Raw genomic sequence first — 24765 nt, 5'->3', positions numbered from 1 at the left:
TTAATTAAAAGTTTAGTTGAAATTTATAAGTACCCGAATTAGCCTTTATTTTAACTAATTCAGTATCTGAATTTTCTATTTTTAAGTTTGCACTTTCCTCAAACGGACTGCCATTAACCGATAAATTATCGATTTTACCATAAGGAATAATAACTTCGGCTGTGGTGTTTGGAGGAATAATTGTTTCTAAATAAAATATGCCATTTTCAATTTTCCATGAGGATGATGCTTCTCCGTAAGGTGTATGAACACTTGCCGATGCTTCAGTTAAAAAATTGGTATTTGGTTTTGGAGCTATTCTTAATTTTTTATACCCTGGTTCTAATGCTGCTAAACCAGCAATGCGCTCATACATCCACTGGCCAACCGCTCCGTAAGCATAGTGGTTTAGGCTGTTCATACTTTGTGGGTTGTACCCTTTTGCCCTACTATAGCTGTTCCAACGTTCCCACATGGTTGTTGCGCCTTGGTTTATTGAATAGAACCACGACGGATAGGTTTCTTTGAAAAGAATTTTATACATCAAATCTATTTCTCCCATGTCATCTAAAACTTTTGGTAATATAGGGGTGCCTAAAAAACCGGTACCTAAGTGGTTATCGGCTTTTTTTATTTCTTCAAGCAAATGTTTTTGTGCTTTTTCTTTGGTTTCAGGTTTTAACAAATCAAAATATATAGCCAGCAAATAACTGGTTTGGGTTTGCTTTTTATTTTTAAACTTTCCGTTTTCATCAAAAAACTTGTTTTCAAAAGCAGATGCAATGTTTTTATATAAATCTTTGTATTTTTTTTCATCTTCAGTCTTACCAAGCACAGCAGCTATTTTAGACACTAAATGAGCTGAATGGGCAAAATACGCTGTGTTTACAAACAGTCTTGGCGTATCGCCTCTATTCCCCCTTTTTCCGTTTTTATCGGGGTAAGGCTGTAACCAATCTCCAAAAGAATGAATATTTGGAATATAATCTTTGGCTTTAGATTGGTAATAACCCACCCATTTTTTAGCCATTTCAAAATTCGCTTCCAGTACGGTTTTGTCTCCCGTGATATTATATATATCCCATGGAATAATAACACAAGCATCACCCCAACCAGAACTGGCGCTTTTATTTTGCAGCACATCTGGAATAATAAAAGGCACTAAACCATTATTATGCTCCGTTTGTGTTTCGCGCATACTTTGCAACCAAGCGGTCCAAAAGGCATGGGTTTCATAATTAAACATGGCGGTTGGCGAAATCACTTGAGCATCTCCCGTCCATCCTAAGCGTTCATCTCGCTGCGGGCAATCGGTAGGCACATCCAAAAGGTTATCACGTAAACCCCAGGTAATGTTACTTTGCAGTTGGTTTAATTTATCGTGGGAAGAGGTAAATGTTCCATTTTTTTCAAAATCGGAATGCTGCACCAATCCTTTTATCCAATTTGAATTGGGACTTGCCGAAGCATCAAACCCTGATATTTCTACAAACTGAAAGCCATGGAAGGTAAATTTTGGCATGTATTCGATAATGCCATCTTGAGCTGCGATATAATAATCGGTTGATTTTGCTGAACGGTAGTTTTTAGTATAAAACGTACCATCAGACAACAACATTTCTGAAAAACGAATGCTAAGTGTATCACCTTTTTTCATGGGCACCTGTACTTTTGGTACTCCAACCATATTTTGTTTCATATCGAAAACTACTGAAGATTCTGTAGCCGAAACAATTTCTGCATCTTCTAAAACAGCGGTTGTTTTTACCGTTTCATGACGTTTGGGTTCTAGTTTTACCGAATCAACAATGTTTTCGGTTTCAACAGATTTCCAACTTGAATCATCAAAAGCGTTTGTTTTCCATTTTGGCATTTCTAGATTGGCATCATACACTTCGCCATCATATAGTCCTGCCAATCTTATGGGGCCATTGGTTGTGCCTTTCCAAGATGCATCAGAAACTATAACACTTTTTGTACCATCTTTAAAGGTAACTTCTAACTGACAAAGAATTTTTGGCGATGCAAAATTTTCATATAAGGCTTTGCCTCTACTAATTCTACCGGAATGCCAACCAGATGCCAATTCTATGGCTATGGCATTTTGTTCAGATTCTATTAAATCAGTAACATTATATGTTAAGGTTTCTATACGATGACTATATGGCGTCCAACCTGGAGATAACACATCGTCGCTTACATCCTGTCCGTTTAAATGTACATCGAAAACACCCTTGGCAGTAATATAAAGTCTTGCAGATTCAACTTGATTATTTAATTCAAACTCTTTTCTTAAATATTGAGGTTTGTGCATTAAAAAGTTACGTACGCCTTTAATGCTATCCTTTGCTGTATCTAACCCTACCCAATGCGCTTTCCAGTCTGAATTTTTTAATAAACCCAATTCAAAGTGATTGATTTCACTCCATTCGGAAGGCTCATTATCTTGATTCCAATATTTAACTTGCCAATACACTTTTTGACGCGACTGTAACTCAGGCCCCTGATAATTTACAAAAGTAGATTGTGAACTTTCTTGCTTTTTAGAATCCCAAATATCGGGTTGGTTTGGCAACAATTCTTCTGAAGAGGCTACCACTATTTGATAGGCAGACTGTGATTTTACAGTTTCTGACACTGGTAATTTCCATGAAAATGTTGGCTTGCTATTATAAAATCCCATTGGATTTTCAAAACCTTCAGAAAGTCTTAATTCTATAGGTTTTAAAAGCTTATTTGGGCTACAAGATAGCGCCCCTAAAAAAATAAACAAAGTAGATATACTATAAAAAATTGACTTGCAAATCATTGAAGTTCTTATTAAATTTTCCAGATAAGCAATTTCTATATTTTTGAATATAAAACTATCCTGATGTATCTTGATTTTAAAGATTCTTTTAATAATCTGCTAAAAAACAACCATATACACTTATATTTTTAGAAAACTTTAACAGTAAAAGTATATTCTCTATACTCTGTACCTCGTTAAAAAAGTTACTTTGTAGTAAAACTCCAAACTTGTCCAATACTAGCTGCTCCTTGATCATCTTTAACAACAATTTTAAAGTAATATGTTGTTGCAACTGCCAAATCGGTAACATTAAAAACTGTTTCCAATTGGTTTTCGGCAACCTTAGTTGTTGGCTCTGGAGTCGTATCCAAATAAACATCATATTTTAAGGCATCGCCATCGACATCGGATGCCGACCAGCTTAAAACTGCACTGGTACTATTTATTTCAGTATCTAATGTAGGAGTTAATAAACTTGGTGCAAATGGCGCGTGATTAGAAACACCATCACCTTCGGTTATAAACTGATTTATTGAAGAGTAGGCGCTTTCAGCATTTTTATTATCAACTGATTTTATTCGCCAATAATAAGAATTCCCTTTAGTTAATACTATTAGCTTAGACTCTGAAAAACTACTTTCCGAATATAATATTGGGGAAAAGGAATTGTTCTCGGCCACTTCAATGGTATAGTTTATATTATTACCTTCTGCGTCTGTTGAAGCCTCCCATTTAAAAACTACATTATTATCAATACAAAGCGTATTATTGGTTGGATACAATTGGGTAGGCACGGTAGGTGCGGTATTTTCAACTGGTTTCACTACTTCTTCATCTGGACCACCTCCACTACTACAAGACATAACAATTCCAAAAACTAGTACTAAATATATATATGATTTTTTCATTTGTTTTAAATTTATCATTTTCTCAGATAATTTTTTATTCACCTTTAAACATTTGAACAGCTATTATCATCGATTTACTTTAACATATTATTTCTTAACAAGTTTTACAAAAACGGGCTTATTTACATTGATTTTAACAACATAAATTCCGTTTGGTTTGTCTGCTAAATTTAATTGTATTTTTCCAGCGTTTACCGCAATATTTTTAGAAATAATTAATTGAGATTGTATGCTATACACTTCTAAATTTATAGTTTTTATATCATTTGGGATATACAGTTCAAAACGGCCATTTGAAGGGTTAGGATATGCCTTTATATTTTCGAATAAATTGATGGTTTTTAGTAACTTTCCTTGACAAGCTTCCTTACTTTTAATTAGAATTTTGTCTCCATGATTCACATCTATTAAAAAGTCAGATTGATAAGTTTCAAATAGTTTTTTATCGTTTTTTATTATGGTATAAGGTGCTTTTCCAGAGGCTAAAGAAACCATAGCCGATTTTTTACTTACATTAATTTTACCAGATAAAGTCTCTGCTTCTGCTATATTAATTTCATAACAATGCTTATAATCCTCACCAACAACATCAATACACAAATCATAGACTCTGGGACTTAACCCTTCGATAGTTACATCATTTTCAAACTCATAGTCTTTACCATCAATGGATACTTTATAATCATGGGTAGCAATCCCCTTTATAATAAGCTTACCATTGTTCATTTCCGCACAAGTTTCACCAATAGATTCTATAACAAAATTATTTGGAGCTGTTGGATCTTTAGGCACAATATCTAAATCTATAATTTGCAAGTACAAAGGCTGTGCGTTACCAGATTTTTTCTCCATTAAATAATAGTAGAGTTTACCATTGGCAATGTGGACTCTACCGTGATCAAAAACTCTTCCTGAGTTAGCTTGATAAATTGTTTCAAAATTATTTGTACCGCCTTCTGCTTTTTGAATAAAAACCCTATCATTTTTAAGACCAATAATATAAACACTATTACCTGCTGTATAAATAGATGTACCACCAGCAAAATCTTCCGAAGTTATAAAATCTGTTTCTCCTGCTGGTTTATAAGTATGTAAATATTTAGTAACATTATTTTCAAGATCTCTTACTTTACTTATAATGTGTACATCACCATGGTTTGTAACGGTCCAATCGAAATCGCTAACGATATAAACTTGATCTTCTTGTGTGGTTTCCACATAGTCTCCCGGCTCCATTACTTTTATAAAATCGGCATCATAAAGCGGTAAAGAAAACGATGCACCGGAATAATTTTTCCAACTATTGGATCCATCTTGACTATCTGAATAGGCATAATATACTCCATTTTGGTACTGAAATTTATCGGTATTATTTGATAATCTACGTTGAAAACCTATTCTAATTTTCCCGTTTACATATTTCATGTTGCCATACAAACCCCAATTATAACTTATTCCTGGTTGGTTTTTTGCATTTAAAACGTTAAAATGAGTAAAACTAGACCATGTTGAGGTATTCGCATCATACTTTGAAAACTTGTAAGCACCATTATTATTTCCTCCTTCTCTCATGTACATAAAAATGTCGCCTGCATCGTTAAGAAAAAACTGCGGATAGGTTAATGCGGCAAAGTTTGAATAATCTTCCCCTCCGTTTAAACTTAGATGCTTATAACCTCCTGTGTTATTTTTTACAAATTTATCCAATGTAAAATCGGCATCAGGTAACGAAGCCGCATTTTTAACGGAGTAAGAGTACCTAAAATAATCATTGCTTAAACTACCATTTGAAGGTCTATCCTTACTATAAGCGTGCATATCGTACAACATGTGTATAGTACCGTCTATTGGGCTTACAGCTATAGCATTTGTGTTGTGCGACTCTCCAATCCAATACATGTTTTGATACCCTGTGTGCCTATGTGGAAACTCAATGGTAGCCATTGAACCAGTTACTGTGTTATAACGGGTTAACATAACATGTCTTTTTTCTTTTCCTCCTTGGTACCATGTCATAAAAACATAATCTCCATAGGTTTTTATACAATCGCCATGTGCAGATATATTTTTCCCAAAAAAATAGTCATATGGCGCCGTATCACCGGTATTAGTAGCTGTGCTTCCTACCTTACTACCATCAAAATGTAAACCGATATCGGTTATTTTTATTTCGTCTTCTAGAACCACTTGAGCATTTACAACACTTGTAAATATGAGAAATAATAAGGTTAACATGGTTGATTTCCATACTTTTCTTTGAACGTATTTTTTTTTCATAATTTTTTATTTCAATCTTAAAACCAATAATTCTTTAAACCTAACAAAAAGAAATATGCCTTCTAACTAAATACCAAATGGCACGAATTACTCCATATAAAATAATTCTTCCAAGGGAATAGAAACTGGAGAATTATCGGGGTTAACTTCCATAATATCTGCCATAAAGTCCCACCATTTTTTTACAATTTGATTATTCGCTAAATCTTGTGAACCACCGTTTCCTGATACTTTTTGAAATGCGAATAATGTATTTGTTTCTTCATCTAAAAAAATAGAGTATTCGCTTACCCCATTATCTTTTAATAATTGCTTTAACTCTGGCCATATTTGGTCATGCCGTTTTTTATAAGCTTCTTTTTGACCTCTATTTAGTTTCATTTTAAATGCTAGTCTTTGCATAATTAACTTTTTTATTTCTAGGTTAAAATTCTATTGTTGATTTAAAAAAATCATCCCATCTAAAAAAAAGACAGGATGATTTTTTCAAAATTTTAGTAAAACAGTAAGCTTATTGCTTTACTATTTTTTTACTGAAGCTACCTTTAGCACTTGACATCTTTACGATATACATACCGCTAGAAAGTGCGCGAGTATCTAATGTAAGTTCTGATTTACCTTTAACTTTAGTTTCTAATACTTGTTTTCCAAGTAAGCTGTATACACTCACTTGATTAACATTATTAGCTAAACCTTTAATTGTTAATTGGTCATTAACTGGGTTTGAAACAAATATTGAACTTGTGTCAAAGTCTGCAGTACTTAATGGAGCTACTAAATGGAATTGAATCACATCAATTCCTCCTTTATCAAACTTGACAAAATCACCTGCTGCAGCTGGAATCACCCCATATCTTGAATCAGTACCTTGTGTATTTCTTAAAAACAATGCATTGTTTCCATTTGCTGGGACAGCACCATTCTTATCATAAAGTCCATTTTCATCAACTTTGGTTTTTCTTCTTTGAAACTGATCTAGACCCGAATAATCTTCTGAATTTTCTACTACAGTTTTCGGATTACCAAGTTTAAAACCAAGCGTAATACTAGGATGAGCTGAGTCATCAAGTGTACACAAGGTAACAGCTCCTAAACCAGTAATGTTTCCCGTAATTTCCATCAATCCCGGAGAAGCTGGGGTTCTATGGGGTACTATAGTCCATAGTTGTTTTTCATCATCACCTGGTAATTCTTCGGCCCATTCAATAGTACTTGAAGAAGTGTTAACTGTAACGTAAAGATTTGGAGTTAAACCTGATGTTGAAATTTTATAAACACCATCCCCTGTAAAATTTGCCTGTGCTTTCATTTGCATTGCAAACATAGTTAGCACTAAAAATGCGCTAATTTTTAAAGTAATTTTTTTCATAAGCCTTATATAGTTTAATTAATAGTTACATGTTATTAGAATAATAACAATACTTAAAATAAGGGAGAATAACGCGATATTGTATCCTGTACTATCCTGTAATTAATTAATGCATAAAAAAAAGAGGATAAAATTTACATCACCCTCTTTTTAACTATTATTTTTAATAAAAAACTCTACTTAACCTTAAGCTTTACTTTATGTAAATCTTTTTCTAAAGAAGAAGCTCCAACCGATATGGTAAATGTACCTGGTTCTACAACTTTTTTCATGTCTTTATTCAATACTTTCAATTCTTCAAAACCTAAATTAAATGTTACTTTTTTGGTTTCACCTGGTTTTAATGAAATCCGTTCAAAACCTTTTAACATTTTAAGATATCGCCCTACCGAAGCATAATCATCTCGCACGTACATTTGCACAACTTCATCTCCTGCGCGATTTCCGGTGTTTGTAACTTCTACAGTAACTGTTGTTGTACCATCTGTATTTATAGTGGCTTGTTCTAATTTAGGTTCACTATAACTAAAAGTGGTATAGCTTAAACCATAACCAAACGGAAACAATGGTGACTTATCACTAAATCGATACTGTCCTTTTCCAGACCCAATAAAATCGGGACGTTCCAAGTATGTTACCGGAACCTGCCCCACAGATCGCGGAAAAGACATGGTTAATTTTCCTCCTGGATTTACATCGCCAAAAACAACATTGGCAACCGCATCACCAGCTCGCATTCCTCCATACCAAGTTTCAAGAACGGAAGGGATGTTTTCGGCAATGTAATTTATAGATAATGGACGCCCATTAATTAAAACTACAATAACAGGTTTGCCTGTTTTATGTATCGCTTCTACCAATTCATTTTGAACGCCATATAAATCTAGATCTGCACGATCGCCACCTTCACCACATGTTTTATGAGAACTCCCCACAACTAATACAACGGCATCTGAATTTTTAGCAGCAGAGATAGCTTCTGGAAATCCTTCTTTTGAAAAACTATCAATATCACAACCTTTAGCATAGTTTATTTTTACGTTTTCACCCACTTTTTTCTTTAAACCATCTAAAACTGAAACATAGTATGGGGGCAATCCTGAATATCCACCCAATAGCTTATAGGTTTTCTTTTTAGGCCGTTCTTCGTGGGCGTTAGGACCAATAACAGCTAAGGATTTAATTTTTGATAAATCTAGAGGTAAGAGGTTATTATCATTTTTAAGCATGATAATAGATTTTTCCGCCATTTCCAATGCAAACTCACGATGTTCATCTGTACCAGCTTCTACAGTTTCTGTATCTATTTCTTTTGGTTCTTTATCAAATAGACCTAATTTATATTTTGCGGTTAAAATACGTGATGTTGCTTTGTCTATATACTTCATCAATGCAGGATTCTTCGTTACCGTATCTTTCAAAATATTTGTATGATATGTTGCCAAATCCACATTTTTACCAATTACCAAGTCCATATCAACACCGGCTTTTAACCCCAAAATAGCAGATTCTGTGCGATTCTCTGCAATATAATGCATGGTCTCTAATCGTCCTACATCGTTATTATCAGAAACAATAAAACCATCAAAACCTAGTTCATCTCGCAAGATATCTTGCAACAACCACGTATTCATATGACAAGGTACTCCGTTAAAATCTTGGTGTCCTGGCATAACAGAGCCTACCTGACCTTCTTTTACTGCCGCCTCAAACGATGGCAGGTAAACCTCTCGCAAACGACGTTCGGACATGTCGCTAAATCCACCATTGATACCACGACGATTTTCAGGATATCCAACAAAATGCTTAGCGGTTGCTATAACATGATTTTCATCGAATTGCTCATCCCCCATGCCTTGTAAGCCTTGAATAAAAGCAACTCCCATTTTTGAAACCAAATAAGGATCTTCGCCATACGATTCTTCAACACGACCATAACGTGCATCTCCAGCGTAAACATCTAAATTTGGAGAATAACAGTGTGTAACCCCTAACGCACGTGCCTCTCTTGCTGTTTGAGAGGCCATTTTTTTTATAAGTTCAGGCTCCCAAGTTGAGGCACAAGCTACCGCTTGCGGATAAACCGTTGTACTGCCATAATAATCGAGAACAAGCCACAATCCATGCAAGGCTTCTCCGTATTTCATAACAGGAATACCTAACCTTTCATTGGCAGGGGCATCTTGAGTCATTTCTGCTATCTTTTCATCAAGAGTCATTTTACTAATTAGCTGTTCTACGTTTTTAGCAATTTCTATATCATCTTGATTTTCTGTTATATGTTCTGCTTTAGATTTACAAGAAAAACAAGTAAATATAATATAAGTGACAAATAATAGATTTCTCATTGACTATTTTTTAATTTAATTAAATATTTCTTTTATTATTTCAAAGTTAATTTCAAGAACTATGTTTTGTATCCTGTACTATACTGCATATCAAATTATTTAATCCATTTACTTAAATTAACCATAAAAAAAGGCTGGGAAAAATTAAATCCCAGCCTTTATAAATAAAACTAAACTAACTTTAAAAAAGTATTATCTATATCCATTATTTGTAGGATCTGACTCCAATAAACTAGGATTAGTTTGTAATTCCTGTAGTGGTATAGGTAGTTTAACGTGCCAAGATCTAATATTACTAGCAGGATTCCAGAATCTATACTCCACATCTTTAACCACATCTAATAATATACCCCAACGGATTAAATCATAACGTCTCATACACTCTCCAGCCAATTCCCATTTACGCTCGTCATAGATTGCTTCTCTAAATTCTTGTTGACTTAAGCCTTTTATTGCTTCGGCTTCGGCTACTGTTTCATATGCACGCTCTCTAATTTCTTTTATATAGCCATAAGCTACCGTTGGATCACCTCCAGGACGTTCGTTTTCACATTCTGCTGCCATAAGATGCACATCTGCTAAACGAAACACCAACCTGTTGTCCTTATGATTAAAACGAGGAGAATCGGTTGTACTTAAATTCCAAAATTTTGCCATGTAAGGATAGTTCAATTCAAAGCCTAAATAGTTGTCTACAATATTCATGCCTCGTCTTAAGTCGTTAGCTGGAAATTTTTCAGCAAAGTCTTTAGAAGCAACCTGTAACCCCGTACCGTTGAAGGCTTCACCACGAGCCTCAAGCGCATTAGCTAAAGCACTTCGTTCTACTGAGTTTTTGGGTTCATCTCTTAAACGTGGGGCAAACATACTTGGTCTCCAGTTACCATTTCCAAAAACACTTGGAAAACTACCATCCGGCCTTACCGTACCTTCTTCAAACTGCCCTCTAATGTCTTTTGCAAAATCTAAAGACCATATAATTTCGGAGTTATACTCATTATCTGGATCAAAAACATCTGCATAATTAGACAAAAGACTATGTGGTGATTGGTTTATAATTTCTAAACACTTATCAAGTCCTTGTTGCCATTGTTTTTGTTGCATATATATTTTGGCTTCAATAATGGCTGCAGCCCATTTTGAGGCTCTACCGCTATCATCGCCAATATAAGCATCGTCTAAATTGGCTTGGGCAAATTGTAAATCCTCCAAAATACCGCTTATAATTGTAGCCTCATCTGTTCTACCCAATACTTTAACCTCATCTATTCCTAGAGCTTCTGTATAGTATGGCGCATCGCCCCAAAGGTTGGTAATATGCCAATAGCTTAGCGCTCTTAAAAAGCGACTTTCTGCAATAATTTCTGTTTGCGCATCAGCAGTTAGAGCATCATTATCTGTTACTCTAGAAATTATAATATTTGTGTTGTTTATAACGCGATATAAATCCTTCCACGTATCTGAAACACTCATTTTTTGAATAGAAACATCAGCTATAGCTTCATTTACGGAATAATTACCTATGGGTTCATAAATATTAGCAGAACGGTTAGGTTCTATAATATCTGCTCCATTATCATAAAAAACATCTAGACCAACTTGCCCATAAATGGAATTGTTTTTTAAAATAGCATAAACACCATTAATAGCTTGACGAGCATCATTTTCAGATGCAAAAAAGGTTTCTGGGGCAATTAGCGAACGTGGTTCTTCTTCAAGAAAACTTTCACAACTAAACGTTGTAAAAATTATAAAGAGATATATGTATATATATTTTGTTTTCATCTGTGTATATTTTTAAAATGTTACGTTTAGACCAAGGGTTAAAACTCTTGGATTAGGGTACGATCCATCATTATAACCTTGAGCTATATTACCTAGGCCACTACGCCCAAATCTACTTGATTCTGGATCTATTAATCTAAAATTAGAAATTAACAATAAATTACTTCCTGAGAAATATATAGTAGCTTTTTTAAAGCTATTTAATCCCATTTCTTTAACTGGTAGGTTATAGGCAATTCTTGCTGTTTTTAATCTTAAATGAGAACCATCTTCAACATATTCCGAATTTGGAGGGGTTCCAGTTACAGAATCGGCACCAGCTCTAGGAATATTAGAGTCTGGGTTATCTGGAGTCCATCGGTTTGCAATATCTGCAAACTTAGTGGTTTCTCCTCTATTGAAATAATGATTTCGAGTTCTTAAATTATACACTTCGTTCCCTAGTGTTCCTTGGAAATAAAATGAGAAATCCCAATTTTTGTATGAAAAAGAATTTTCAAATCCGAAGATTAAATCTGGCAAAGGACTTCCTAGTACTACAGCATCTTCAACAGAAATAATACCATCTCCATTTACATCATCAAATCTAGAACCACCCACAACTTGTTTATTTTGTTCCTCTGGAGTTAAACTTGATGCTGCTATTTCTGCTTGACTTTTCCAAGTCCCTAAAAAAGGTACTCCGGTAAACACAGGAACAGACTCGCCCGCGATTAAACGGGTGTTACCTGAGCCTAAAATAGCATCTACGGTAACATCAATAAAATCTACGTCTCCAAGTTCTAAAATTTTATTTTGATTAGAAGACAAGGTTAATGTTGAATTCCAGTTAAAGTTTGCATTACTTACATTAGTTGTATTTAACATAAACTCCCAACCTTTGTTTTCTAAAGAACCTACATTTTGTAATTGCGTATCAAAACCTGTTTGTCTTGGGATGGTAACATCCAAAAGTAAATCGTTAGTTTTTTTATAGTAGTAATTTAACTCAGTAAACACTTTACCTCCAAAAAGAGAAGCTTCTAAAGCAATATCTAAAGAATTAGTTGTTTCCCATTGCAGGTTAGGGTTTGAAGGTCTTCCTAACGTTAAACCTGGTTGTTCTACCCCATTAAGAGTGGTATTAGCTTCTACCAAAATTCCTTTTGTTCTGTAAGGCTCTATAGCTTGGTTACCTGATTTACCGTAACTGGCTCTTAATTTTAAATCTTGAAACACTGTTTGGTTTTGCATAAAAGGTTCTTCAGTTACTTTCCAAGCACCTGCTATAGATGGATAAAATTCATATTGGTTTCCTGGAGCAAAAACCGAACTTCCATCTGTTCGACCTACTAAAGTCAATAAGTACTTATCTTTATAGGAGTAATTAAGTCTTCCAAAAAATGAAGCAATTTGAAAGCTATTATAATCACTACTAACTTTTGATCTTATGGGGTCTGAAAAAGCTAAGTTATTAAATCCTGCTGCATCACTAGTAATACCGAAAGCTTCAGCTTGTACAGTTTCGGTATATACCTTTTGAAAAGACGCTCCAGCTAAAGCTGTTATAGAGTGGTTTTCTCCTAAATCGGACTGGTACTGCACTGTGTTTTCATTATTCCAACCATTACTAGCTACCGTTCTTACACTTGCATTACCGCCTTCTCCTAAATATAATAAATTTGGACTTTGGCTAGAAGTAAATTTATTTTGTTTAGTATTGTTAAATTCTGGACTAAACGTTGAGCGAACCATCCATTTTTCAGAAGGTTTAAACTCTAGGTAAATTGACCCTAAGAGGTTATTAGAAAATGTTTCATTTGTATTTAATGCTATATTTGCTATTGGGTTAGACCAGGGCGCACTCACCACATCATCGTATCCATTAAAAGTACCATCGTCATTATAAATAGGTTGCGTACGCAAAGTAGCAAAAGCATTACCAAAACTTGCGTTTCCGTTATCTTGCTCGATTCTAGAATAATTAATTCTGAAACCCGCTTTTAGCTTATCGCTAAGTTTAATGTCTAAATTACTTCTAAAAATATATTTTTCAATACCTGTGCTTTCTACAATACCTTCTTGATTAAAGTAATTTAACGAGGTATAATAATTAACATTATCTGTTGCACCAGATATGGATACATCGGTATTAAAAATGGGCGCTGTACCTAATAGTAAATCGAACCAATCGTTATCTGGATAAGTAGACGGATCATCTAAAAAAGGCTCTGCCGCAGATCTAAACCTTGCGCTTTCATTGGTAAATGCAATTTGCTCCTCCTGAGACAACATATTTGGTAATTCTGGCACTAACTGCATACTTGAATAAAGGTTTACACTAACCTCTGGTTTTCCTCCACCAGCTCCAGAACCATTTTTAGTGGTTACAAGAACAACACCATTGGCCCCTCTAGAACCGTAAATAGCAATAGATGAGGCATCCTTTAAAATCTCGATAGATTTAATATCACTACTATTAATATTATTTAGGTTAAAATTGGTTCCTACTACTATGCCATCAATAACCCAAAGTGGTTCGTTGCTTCCTGTTATGGAATTTCCTCCCCTTACTCTAATTACGGTTCCCGCACCGGGAGCACCACTGGTTTGAGTAACTTGAACTCCAGAAGCTCGCCCTTGTAAGGCTTGATCTACCCTTGAAACCGGGGTAGCGGTTAAATCTTCTGAACTTACTGAGGATACTGACCCTGTTAAATCGGACTTACGCTGGGTTCCATACCCAATAATAACCACTTCATCTAGTTTGTTGTCTTCTTCTAAAACAACGTTAATTTGAGTTTGATTACCTACTAAAATTTCTTTTGTGGAGTACCCTACATACGAGATAGAAAGAGTGTTTTGCGCACTAGCCTTAATAGAAAACTCTCCATCAAAATCTGTGGTAGTACCTTGACTTGTTCCTTTTACAATAACAGCAGCTCCTGGTAAAGGTTGTCCATCTGCAGTTACGATTCCTGAAACGGTTTGCGCATTAGATACTGCTATACCTAATAATAGGAACGCAGCGCACATCCATTTTTTTCTAAAATAGGAATGACATTTTAATTTGATTTTTAAATTCATAGATATTTAGTTAATTGTTTGTCTTATTCCAAATTTACCTACCCTTTTACTGATAACTATCCTGTAGTATCGGTTTTATTTTAAAAAAAACTACACTTATTTATTTATAATTCTACAAAAACAAGATACAGGACAGAACAGGTTACTTTAATAAAAGTTAGTGCTTATTTTTAAATAAAAAGAACACATATATAAGCTAAGAACAATGAAAAAAAAGAATATATTTACTGTATTTATTTTAATGATATTTATATCTCTCAATGCTCAAAATGATACTTTAAGCCTTCCCATAATAAATAATTTAGTAACATTTGAAGAACAAAATGGTAAGGTTGCCATTGAGGCTGAGTATTTTCACGAACAAACTTTAACAAAAAAAAGAAAATGGTTTAGAACCTCAAAAAACGAACTACCAAAAGCAGGAAGAGACGAAGACAAACACCACGTTTATGATGCTAGTAATAATGCATATCTTGAAATATTACCCGATGAACGTGTTACACACTCAGATAAATTAATACATGGAGAAAACTTTTCCAACGAACCTGGAAAAATAGCAGTTTTAAGCTACAAAGTAAAGTTTAACACACCAGGACGTTACTATGTATGGGTACGGGCCTTTAGTACAGGTGGAGAAGATAACGGCTTACATGTTGGCTTAAATAATGTTTGGCCTAAACACGGAAAACGTATGCAATGGTGTACAGGCAAAAACCAATGGACTTGGGAAAGTAAGCAACGAACAAAAGATATTCACTGCGGCGTGCCGCATAACATATATTTAGACATTGATAAAGCGGGTAATCATACCATTCAATTTAGTATGCGGGAAGACGGTTTTGAGTTTGATAAATTTATTTTAACCAAAGACATGAACTATATACCTATTAACAAAGGGCCAGAAGTTACTTTAGCACAAGGTGAAATACTTGAAAGTTTTCCAGAAGTCAAGGTGCCTTCTTACTTCTCAACTATAACTGAAGCATCGGAACAAATTAAATCAATAGCCGCTCAAGAATTTCCTACAGAAGGTACAAATTTTTATAAAAACGGAAAAAATTGGCTCGCCATAAACCCCAAAAATCATAACCAAGCTACAACGACAACTACTTTTAATTTTAAATCTGGTCATTATGATATTGTTTTTGTAGGTGTTGCAGAAAATGATGGTAAATCCAAATTTACTGTTACAGTAAATGAAACCAAAATTGGAAGTTATTCGCCAGAATTAACCCACAGAATGTTTGAAGAAGGAAAAAAATATAATGCCCTTTGGGAAAACATACCTATACAAAAAGGAGACAAAATTAAAGTAATATCACAAATAGGTACTGATGGTGAAGAATGGACTCGAGGCCGTTGGGCTGGTATAATTTTCACCCCCGTTGGCATGGGAAAATCTATTCAAAACTCACCTTCAACCTACTACAAAAACTAACATATAATATTCACTTAATAATACCCATAATTTAAAATGCAGAATAAAACCCTACCTTTATTATTACTTTTTATTAGTATTTCAATATCTGTAAAAGCTCAAAAAATTAACGCCCCAAACGGCAGAATAGCTGTTGTGGCAGACGGAAACTCCCCAGACCCTGATGACCTTGGAGGTTCTGCTATTTCCATAGCGCTACTTAGAGCGGCTGGTTTAGAAGACAGACTTGTACATTATTCACATAGTTGTGATTTGGTTAGAGATGACCGAATTTCTAAAAAGGCAGAAAAAGAGCGCCACCATTTAATGCAAGTAACTTGCGATATGACGGCTAGACGCTGGGGTGGATTTGAAAACTTAACCTTTTACGACGCTATGTGGCAAAAAGAAGCAACCATAAACGATTTATGTTGGGCTATAAATGCCTCTACAGCCAATGATCCTTTGTGGATTATTGAAGCGGGCGAACCAGATATTATAGGTATGGCCTTACAAAAAACACCTAAAGCAAAACATAAATTTGTTAAAGTAATAACACATCACCCTGCTAATGATAATGCGGGAGATTTTTATACATGGCAGCAAATTCTAGATTTTGGCATAGAAGAGGTCCGAATTCCCGACCAAAATATTAATTTAAAGCTTAAGCATGAACAATGGGATTGGGCTAGAGATCATACCGACCCAAGAATACGATTGCTATGGACTTTGGGAAATATTGCCGAATTAGACAATGTTGTTAAATTTCAAAAAGAAAAATGGGATTGCTCTGATGCTGGTATGGTACTATATTGGATTACTGGTGCAAATGTAAATGGTGGTTTAGAAGCTGGTGGAATAAACGTAGTAAAAACACTCCTAGAAGATTTTGTAAAAAAACACCCCTAAATAAAGCCTAAGTTATTCAAAAACCAACAATATAAACATATAAAAAAGGATGGTGAAGCTATTTCACCATCCTTTTTTTTCTTCAAAATTTACTTCTTTTAAACAAAAACAAAGCATAAAACACAGCTCAAAAATTAGTGTGTCCAAATAATTATTGCTCGTATTTTATTTAATACTTTTTACCAACCACGGTATACATTCTACACGTGCTTGGTGCATCGCCATCACTATTACCCGCCATAATAATACTTTCTCCAGCTTGCGCTATACGGTGATAAATAGACATGACAACTTCACCAACTTTAATATTATCTCCAGTGTCTTTGTAATCTTCTACTAAAAATTCAGGACGTTTTACGCTATCGTCATGTAATACATAAATGTGCATTTTTTGACCGGCAATAAATTGTAATTGGTCTCTTGCCCAATATTTACTATCGCTATTTGGGGTTCTTATATATTCGGAGCCTCTAAGATATTTTGGGATTACAGTATAATTTTCTTCCATATCTGTATACGCCTTTTTGCCCCAATGCATATTAGTCCGCAACATAGCTTTACCATCTCCGGTATAACTAAATTTAGTAAACAACTTACTTTTATTTGTTTTCCCTGGTATGTATTCTGGGATTTCGGGTGTGTGTATAGGTAAAGGTTCTTTAGTTAAAACATTATCAAAAACCTGTGGTAACTCTAAGGTTAATCCGTTTTTAATATCTACTGGCTTAGTTGTTAAGGTTATGCTTGCCACGGGCAACCCTCTTTTTGTAGCAGAAACAACAACCTCCCCGGCCTCTAAAGTAGAACGTAACGCTACGCGGTTAATTCCTGCTTCAACATCTAAATATAGGTTGTTAGTAGAATTTTCTTTACCACTATTGTACCCCCCTCTCCAAATCGTTGGTCCTGAAACAGTAAAATCTACACGACCTTTTTCTAACGGACATCTTCTTCCTTTGGCATCAACTACTTCTACATCTATTAATGCAATATCAGAACCATCGGCTCGCCATCCTTTAGGCCCTGTAATTGGTGTTAATTTTAAAGCAGCAGGAACTCCCGCGGTTTCTTTTATTTGTGTTACTTTTACTTCACCATCAATAATACCTTCGGCTTTAATTTCTCCTGCTTCCCACGACACATTTTTAAATTGATACACATAACCATCTTTTGGTGTGTTATTTTCTCCTATCATGTTTCCGTTAACATATAGTTTTACAGCAGCTGTGTTTGAAACAACAAAGATATCTTTTGTGGTGCCTTCCTTATAATTCCAATGTCCTACAATATGTATTTGAGGTTCTGGTCTCCACATAGCTTTTGTGGTGTAAAACGCTTCTTTAGGTAAGCGTACAGCATCTACCTCTCCACTGGCTCTAGTTACTTCTGTTTGTCCTCTACCACCATGGGGTCCATCAGAAAAAATCCAGTTTGCTCCACCAGCATGATACGCTTTTTTACCCATTTTTTGCCACCAATGCTCTACTTGTCTTACCGCAAATTGCTCTGAAGTTATTTTATAAGTATTTTTACTAATGTTAGGATGAGTAAAAAAATTATCATCAGGCGACTGTTTATCCCACACACGTCTTGGAGCTTCTTCACGCATGTATTCGCTTTCAACAATGGGTAAATCTGGATATTCACGTTCCCAACCTTCGGTTCCTATTTCTATAGAAACATAGCCTTCAGAATCATTTTTAACATCTGCTCTACGGTTACCCATCAAACGTTTTCCATTAGGATCAAATGTATTTATGACATCCAATATTTCTTGATAATGTGCTTGGGTTTCAGCCCAATTACCGCCTTCCCAAATAAATATGGTTGGATGATTTCGATAATAAACAACCATATCTCTAAATGCTTTAATACGGATATCCCAAGTTTCACCTTCATCTTGAGATTCACCACTTACACCTGGCATTAGTGTAACAAAACCGTATTTATCTCCCATATCAATTTCAGCTGGTGAACCCGCACAGTGTCCCCAACGAATAAAATTTCCACCAGCCTCATCCATTAATTGAAAGGTGTAATCCCGTAACCAATCTGGTAAGGCAGCCCCTAAACCTGCCCAAGAGTTTGTTGGTTTTTGCCCCCAACCGTGAAGTTTTGCATACTCCCCATTGTTAAAGAATCCTTTATCTTTATCAAAATTAAAGGATCTTATTCCTAAAGGTGTATTGTAAGAATCTACAGCGCTTCCGTCTACATTTAAAACACTTTCAACAGTGTACATATACGGATGACGTGTATACCAAAGCTGAGGGTTTTTTAACTGTATTTGTGTTGAAAATGTAAACTTTTCGCCTGCTTTTAATTCTTTTTCTGTTTCAGAGACACCAACAAGCTCACCTTCGTTATTAAATATCTTTGCTTTAAATGTTACATTTTTAGCGCTTTGGTATTCGTTTTGAACTTCGGCATTTACATGAATATCAGCACTAGTTTTTGAGATGTTTTCAGCATAGACATAAGTTCCCACAGTTTCTAAATTATCATACAATGGTAAGGTAATGTGAAGCGCATCCATAACATGTAGAAATACATTACGGTAAATACCTCCATGAGTTGGGTGCCAATGCTCATGATTCCATACTAAAGGAAAATTATCTCTAAAATGATCTCCCCTATCATTATTAACTCTTACCGCAATAACATTGTCTTCATTAACTTTAATATAAGGTGTTAAATCGTACCCAAAAGGAATAAACCCAGTTTGGTTTTGTCCTAGATGTACACCATTAATATATACATCGGCTATTTGACGTACAGATTCAAACTCAATAAATACTTTTTTGCTTGAATCTAATTTTGGCAGTTTAAAATGCTTACGGTACCAAACTGTTCCACGCCATTGATTTTCTTCGCCATTGTGATGCCCAAGACTATAATCATCAAAGGTGTCAATATCATTAAATGTATGCGGACAACTTACTGTGTTCCAATCTGAATCATCAAATTTAATATTTTGTGCATTCTTTGGGTTATCTTTTATAAACTTCCAATCTGGATTAAAGTTGTACTTACCCCTTGTTTTTTCAAAGGTATTGGGGGTGCTTTGCGCATTACTTTCACACGATATACAACTTGATATAAATAAAAGAAAAAAAGCGCAGTAGCTACTTATTAAAAACTTATTCATTTTTAAAATATTATTTTTTTATTAATACTGTTTAAAAATTTCGAATTCCTGGAACCACCTGTAAAGTTATATTCCCACTAAGTTTTGGCCATTTTAAAACAATGAGTTTCTGTGTTTGTTCATCCCAAATAAAATTAGAAACATCAACATTATTTGGAGCTTTAAACACTTCTAAACCAATGTTTTTTATGGGGTTGTGATACAACACAATATCATCATTAATAATTACCGAAAACCCATCTGGATAATGCCTATTGGCTCCAATGAAAATTTTTGAAACTCCTAGTTCATTATTGGGTTTAAAATTAACATCTAAAGTTCTGGTAGCGTGGTTGAAAAAGAAAGCTTGTATATCGCCAGCAATAGTTTGAGGAAACGGTCTGGAAATAACATCGGTAATATATTTTCGCTCTACAGTACCTGCATCTGTACTATCGCTAAAAATAGCCCATGTTGAGGGACCTCCTGGAAGAAAGTGCTGCATACTCCTGTTACCCAAAAACCAAGCTTTTATAGACCCCACTCCCATGCGGTCAAACACTTCGGCTGTTTTAATGTAAAGCTCTCTATATTTTAATTGTCCTAACCTACCACTAATTACAGTATCTGTTTTTGCAAAGGTTGGAAAACCCCATTCGCCTATTAATATTGGTGCATTTAACAAACTAGACTCGCTATCAAAACGATCCATAACAGGTTTTACCAAATCCATATTATCTTGATAGATATGTGGTGCAAAAACAACATTTTCACGATGTATTGGTGTGCTAATTTCTGCATACTGATTATTATCAATAGCTTCGCCTTTATTCATAAATACAGACTGAATTAGTATTTTTTTATCAGCATTTATTTTTTGGCTCTCATCTATGATTTTCTGATATAGCGGAATAAGATACTTTTTAGTTAATTTTTTATAAGAAATATCCATTGAGAGTTTTCTTGGTTCATTAACCACATCATACCCTGCAACCGCTTGATTATTGGCATAACGATTCCAAATAATTTTCCAAGCATTAATATACTTTTCGTGTTCATTATTAGTATTAAGCCAAAATTGTTCCCACTCAAATTTTTTAACGCCATAAACTGTCATTTTAAAAACAGTTTTGATATCGTGATTTTTTCCTAGATTAACTAATGTATCAAGCTTTTTTAAGTAATTGGATTGTAATTTACTTCCAGAAAATTCACTTAATTTTCCTAATTCTAAACGTATAACCTGATAATTTGCTCCCATTCTAACCATACGAACATAATCATCGTTATTAAAGTAAACGTCACCTATGTGGTCGTTTGTATTTACAACAAAACCTCTTGGAATAACATGTTTACCCAATTCATCTCGAAGGCCGTGTTTAATTTGAGAAAACGCTATTAGAGAAAGGATACTAAAAAACAAAGTGGTACCAACTTTTTTCATTTAATTTTATTTCAAAATTCTTATAATATTCTTTTACTATTGTGGTGTAAGTTCAATTAATTTTACACTATGAGGTTCTAATCCCACCTTTAAAGTTAATTTTCCATCAATTTTTTTAACTATGGAATCTGTAATAGTTTTTGGAAGTTCGGCCAGTTGTGTGTACTTGGTTAAGTTGGTATTAAATACATCTTTCCATCCATCTTCAAAACGATCTGAAGGTCTATTTCCATAAATTCGTCCGTTGTTTTTTTCTCCTACTCCTGCCGCCCTTACATCTTTATAAAGTTCATGCATCATGATGCCATGGTTTTTATCTACAGTCCACTCGGTCATTTTCCAATTATTACCACCTGCTATTTGCCCTCCTTCTAGAACAGGAAATAATGTTCTTGAAGCCGAACTATCGCGCGTTGTATTATGGTTATAAACCAACAGGTAAATAACATCGCCTTTTACTACAGGTATAATGCCTGCATGACCACTAATATTATCAATAGTTTCTACTCTATTACCACCTTCCATTTTTAAGAACATTTGGGTTACATTGCGTCTACCTTGTGGCAAGTTACCAACCTCTATTTCTTGTCCCCAATCGTATATTTCGGTTATTCTATAATCATAAGCTAAATCGGCAATTCTAGCATACCAACTTGCTCCAAATTCGGTTGCATCTGATAAACTTAGCCCTCTATTAGCATTTTCATCTCTTAATATTCCAAATTCTTGAATATCAAAAGGAATATCTCTAAACTGTGGATAACTATCTAATTTAGTTCTGTATTCTTGAACTGTATTGGGTAATTTTATAGTATTTTGATCTATTTTTTCATAATAAGAAATACAGAAAAAATCCATTTTTGTACCTGTTTCTCCTGTAGCGTAGTTTGTACCTGTAGCACAATGGTCTATAATTTCGGTAGTAAAGGTTGCTACACCTTCTGTTAAATTATTTCCAGGCCCAATAATAGCATCTGGAATAACTTTTAGAACTTCGTTTACAGTTATGTCGTAATGTTTAAAAAACTCTTCCTTAGTCCCATTCCAGTGTTGAGGTGTATAATTAGGTTCTGTAGCCACTCTAAATCGCCAAGTTTTTACTTCGTTCATACCAAACTCATCAACCAATGTTTGTAAAAAAGCATTTATGTATTGCCTCCAAACATCATAGTCATCTGGTGGATTGGTATTACCATAGGTATTCTCTTCTTTTACGTCATTCATTTCCCAAGGCACATTATCCAATACAATACGTGGTTTAAAACCGGTTTGCATAAAACTGCGCATATCGTTTAACAAACCACTAAAATCTGTTATGATGTTTCCTGAGCCATCTACACCTTTATAAAAATTATTTTTGTTATCTGTTCTACCTCCAAGAACACGTACCAAATTGTAGCTTTTAACGTAAGGCTTTATAGTATTTAGTTCCGATGTAAAACCAGAACTGCTAAACCGAGTTTGGTTTATCATAGGTCTTGTTGACCAAAAGTTATACATTTCTCCTACTACTGCGCCTGTATTAATAGCAACTACTTTATCTGGATCAACAACTATAGGTAAATCTGGCTCTTGTGGTTCTTCTGGTTCAGGATTTTCAATAACCTCTTCTTCTACATCTTCAGATTTTGAACATGTAAAAAAAACGGTAGACGACATTAAAGTAAACACAACTAAAAACAGCCTTAATATTTTTATAGATTTCATTATTTTCTCATTTAGTTTTAGTTCTAACAAAAGTAAATGGTTAAACTAAAAAATGTGACCTGTAGTGTCATGATACAGCAGGATGGATATTAAATATTACTTAAATATATTTACTTTTAAAACTTCAATAAATAACAACAAAACACTATAGATACATAGCACAAGAAAAGTTGCTGTAAACATGTATATAATTTAATTTATAAAAAAACACCAATCAATATCGTTTTTCATGGATAAACTAGAAGGTTTTCAAAAATTAGTTATTGCTAATGCTTCAGATGTAACAGGTATAAAGCCTGGAGAAAAAGCTCCAAATTTTTGCTTACCAAATGCGTTTGGTGATCCCATTTCTCTATCTGATTGTTTAAAATTAGGCCCTATTGTTTTAAAGTTTTATCGAGGAGAATGGTGCCCAATCTGTAACTTTGATTTAAGAGAAATCCAAAAACACTTAAGTGAGTTCAATAAATTTAACGCAAAAATCCTAGCTATAAGCCCACAAAAACCAGATGATGCCCTAAATATTTTACAAAAAAACGAACTGGGTTTCGAAGTATTAAGTGATATCGATCAAGGAGTAATTAAGGCTTATAATCTTCAATTTGATCCTGGCGATAATTATCATCAAAGAAGAGATCTTTCTGTATTAAATGGTGATGGATCAGTAACACTTCCTGTTCCTGCCACTTTTGTAATAGACACAAATTTTAAAATAATTGCTTCGCACGTTGAAGCCAATTATACCCAAAGAATGCCCTCTAAAGATATTATTGAAATTTTAAAAAAAACATATAAGTAATATTATCATTATTTTAATAGCAACTAAACTAACTAAAACTAATATTTAGAAATTAACCGTAAACTTAAAAATTTTAAATACAACCTGAAAAACAATTAGAGATTTTCAGTTTATATTTAAACAACAAAAACATGGATTCTAAAGACATTTTATTTAAAATACGCAATAAGAATCATTATGCTTTCAAGCAGGTTTTTGATGAACACTATATTAACCTGGTAGTTTATGCAAACAAATACTTATTTGATTATGGGTTGAGCGAAGATATCGTTCAAGAAGTTTTTTTATGTCTTTGGGAAAAATCGCACCTTATAAAAATTAAAACCAGCATAAAGGCATACCTCTATGCCATGGTAAGAAATAAGTGTTTAAATGAATTAAAAATGGTTAAGATTACATACACAGATGAAAATTTTATTTTTGATAACCTTACAAAAGAAATACATACTCCCTTTGCGCTAGAAGATGACCACAAGCAAATTTTGCACGACAAAACAATAGATTTAATAGAAAGCCTTCCAGATAAAATGAAACACATAGTTAAACTTCGTTTCATAAACAATTACGCGTATAAAGATATAGCGATGGAATTAAACGTATCCATAAACACGGTTAAAACCCAATTAAAAAGAGCCAAATCTAGGCTAATGCTGTTTATTCTTTTTATACTACTTTGTTTTTCGTAATTATTTTCTTCAATTATCTATATTTTAAAAATTAACATATTTTTTTATTTAGCCCTATTTATATGGTTAAGACACTTTTTTAAACATAAAAAAAATTAAGTTCCAAAAACACAATCCACCACAAACCATATTACTAAATACCCAACATATTTA

At 34.1% G+C, this 24765-nt stretch carries 15 protein-coding genes; 4 read left to right on the top strand and 11 right to left on the bottom strand.

Annotation, left to right across the window (positions count from 1 at the left end):
• Positions 1-4: 4 nt before the first annotated feature.
• The 8 genes from FQU21_RS02875 to FQU21_RS02840 form a co-directional block, all read right to left on the bottom strand.
• Positions 5-2788 (bottom strand): alpha-L-rhamnosidase, encoded by a 2784-nt coding sequence (locus FQU21_RS02875; RefSeq protein WP_147676516.1) that lies wholly within the window; start codon positions 2786-2788, stop codon positions 5-7.
• A gap of 185 nt (positions 2789-2973) precedes the next feature.
• Positions 2974-3678 (bottom strand): fibronectin type III domain-containing protein, encoded by a 705-nt coding sequence (locus FQU21_RS02870; RefSeq protein ID WP_187269303.1) that lies wholly within the window; start codon positions 3676-3678, stop codon positions 2974-2976.
• An 87-nt stretch (positions 3679-3765) separates the two neighbouring features.
• Positions 3766-5955 carry a BNR-4 repeat-containing protein gene (locus FQU21_RS02865; protein WP_147676514.1) on the bottom strand — a complete coding sequence of 730 codons (2190 nt, stop codon included), beginning with the start codon at positions 5953-5955 and terminating at the stop codon, positions 3766-3768.
• Between the two features lie 87 nt (positions 5956-6042).
• Positions 6043-6357: an L-rhamnose mutarotase gene (gene rhaM, locus FQU21_RS02860; RefSeq protein ID WP_147676513.1), complete on the bottom strand. Its 315-nt coding sequence runs from the start codon at positions 6355-6357 to the stop codon at positions 6043-6045.
• A 109-nt stretch (positions 6358-6466) separates the two neighbouring features.
• On the bottom strand, positions 6467-7324 hold the full coding sequence (locus FQU21_RS02855) for a T9SS type A sorting domain-containing protein (protein WP_147676512.1): 858 nt from the start codon (positions 7322-7324) through the stop codon (positions 6467-6469).
• A 176-nt stretch (positions 7325-7500) separates the two neighbouring features.
• Positions 7501-9672, bottom strand: a complete 2172-nt coding sequence (locus FQU21_RS02850) for a beta-xylosidase (protein ID WP_147676511.1) — start codon at positions 9670-9672, stop codon at positions 7501-7503.
• Positions 9673-9864: 192 nt separating this feature from the next.
• Positions 9865-11457 (bottom strand): RagB/SusD family nutrient uptake outer membrane protein, encoded by a 1593-nt coding sequence (locus FQU21_RS02845; protein WP_147676510.1) that lies wholly within the window; start codon positions 11455-11457, stop codon positions 9865-9867.
• 12 nt (positions 11458-11469) lie between these two features.
• Positions 11470-14523 carry a SusC/RagA family TonB-linked outer membrane protein gene (locus FQU21_RS02840; RefSeq protein ID WP_246124733.1) on the bottom strand — a complete coding sequence of 1018 codons (3054 nt, stop codon included), beginning with the start codon at positions 14521-14523 and terminating at the stop codon, positions 11470-11472.
• A gap of 205 nt (positions 14524-14728) precedes the next feature.
• Between FQU21_RS02840 and FQU21_RS17370 the strand changes: the two genes are divergently transcribed.
• Both FQU21_RS17370 and FQU21_RS02830 read left to right on the top strand, forming a co-directional pair.
• Positions 14729-15961: a hypothetical protein gene (locus FQU21_RS17370; protein WP_187269302.1), complete on the top strand. Its 1233-nt coding sequence runs from the start codon at positions 14729-14731 to the stop codon at positions 15959-15961.
• A gap of 36 nt (positions 15962-15997) precedes the next feature.
• The gene (locus FQU21_RS02830; protein ID WP_147676509.1) at positions 15998-16849 is read left to right on the top strand and encodes a hypothetical protein; all 852 of its coding nucleotides are present in this window, start codon (positions 15998-16000) and stop codon (positions 16847-16849) included.
• 169 nt (positions 16850-17018) lie between these two features.
• Here FQU21_RS02830 and FQU21_RS02825 read toward each other — a convergent pair whose 3' ends face one another.
• From FQU21_RS02825 to FQU21_RS02815, 3 genes are read right to left on the bottom strand one after another with little or no spacing between them, the layout of a single operon-like run.
• Complete coding sequence (locus FQU21_RS02825; RefSeq protein WP_147676508.1) at positions 17019-19997, bottom strand: glycoside hydrolase family 2 protein; 2979 nt, start codon at positions 19995-19997, stop codon at positions 17019-17021.
• A gap of 31 nt (positions 19998-20028) precedes the next feature.
• Positions 20029-21420: a cellulase family glycosylhydrolase gene (locus FQU21_RS02820; RefSeq protein WP_147676507.1), complete on the bottom strand. Its 1392-nt coding sequence runs from the start codon at positions 21418-21420 to the stop codon at positions 20029-20031.
• A 36-nt stretch (positions 21421-21456) separates the two neighbouring features.
• Positions 21457-23127 carry a GH39 family glycosyl hydrolase gene (locus FQU21_RS02815; protein WP_147676506.1) on the bottom strand — a complete coding sequence of 557 codons (1671 nt, stop codon included), beginning with the start codon at positions 23125-23127 and terminating at the stop codon, positions 21457-21459.
• A gap of 229 nt (positions 23128-23356) precedes the next feature.
• Here FQU21_RS02815 and FQU21_RS02810 point away from each other — a divergent pair, with 229 nt between their 5' ends.
• Both FQU21_RS02810 and FQU21_RS02805 read left to right on the top strand, forming a co-directional pair.
• Entirely contained in the window at positions 23357-23926 is a 570-nt protein-coding gene (locus FQU21_RS02810) for a peroxiredoxin-like family protein (protein ID WP_147676505.1), read from the top strand.
• A 131-nt stretch (positions 23927-24057) separates the two neighbouring features.
• Positions 24058-24612: an RNA polymerase sigma factor gene (locus FQU21_RS02805; RefSeq protein ID WP_147676504.1), complete on the top strand. Its 555-nt coding sequence runs from the start codon at positions 24058-24060 to the stop codon at positions 24610-24612.
• Positions 24613-24765: the final 153 nt, after the last annotated feature.

It is taken from the genome of Algibacter pacificus, assembly GCF_008033385.1.
In the GTDB taxonomy this organism is placed as follows: Bacteria; Bacteroidota; Bacteroidia; order Flavobacteriales; family Flavobacteriaceae; genus Algibacter; species Algibacter pacificus.
The sequence above is the reverse complement of the archived record's forward strand: the minus strand, read 5'-3'. Positions and strand labels throughout refer to the sequence as shown.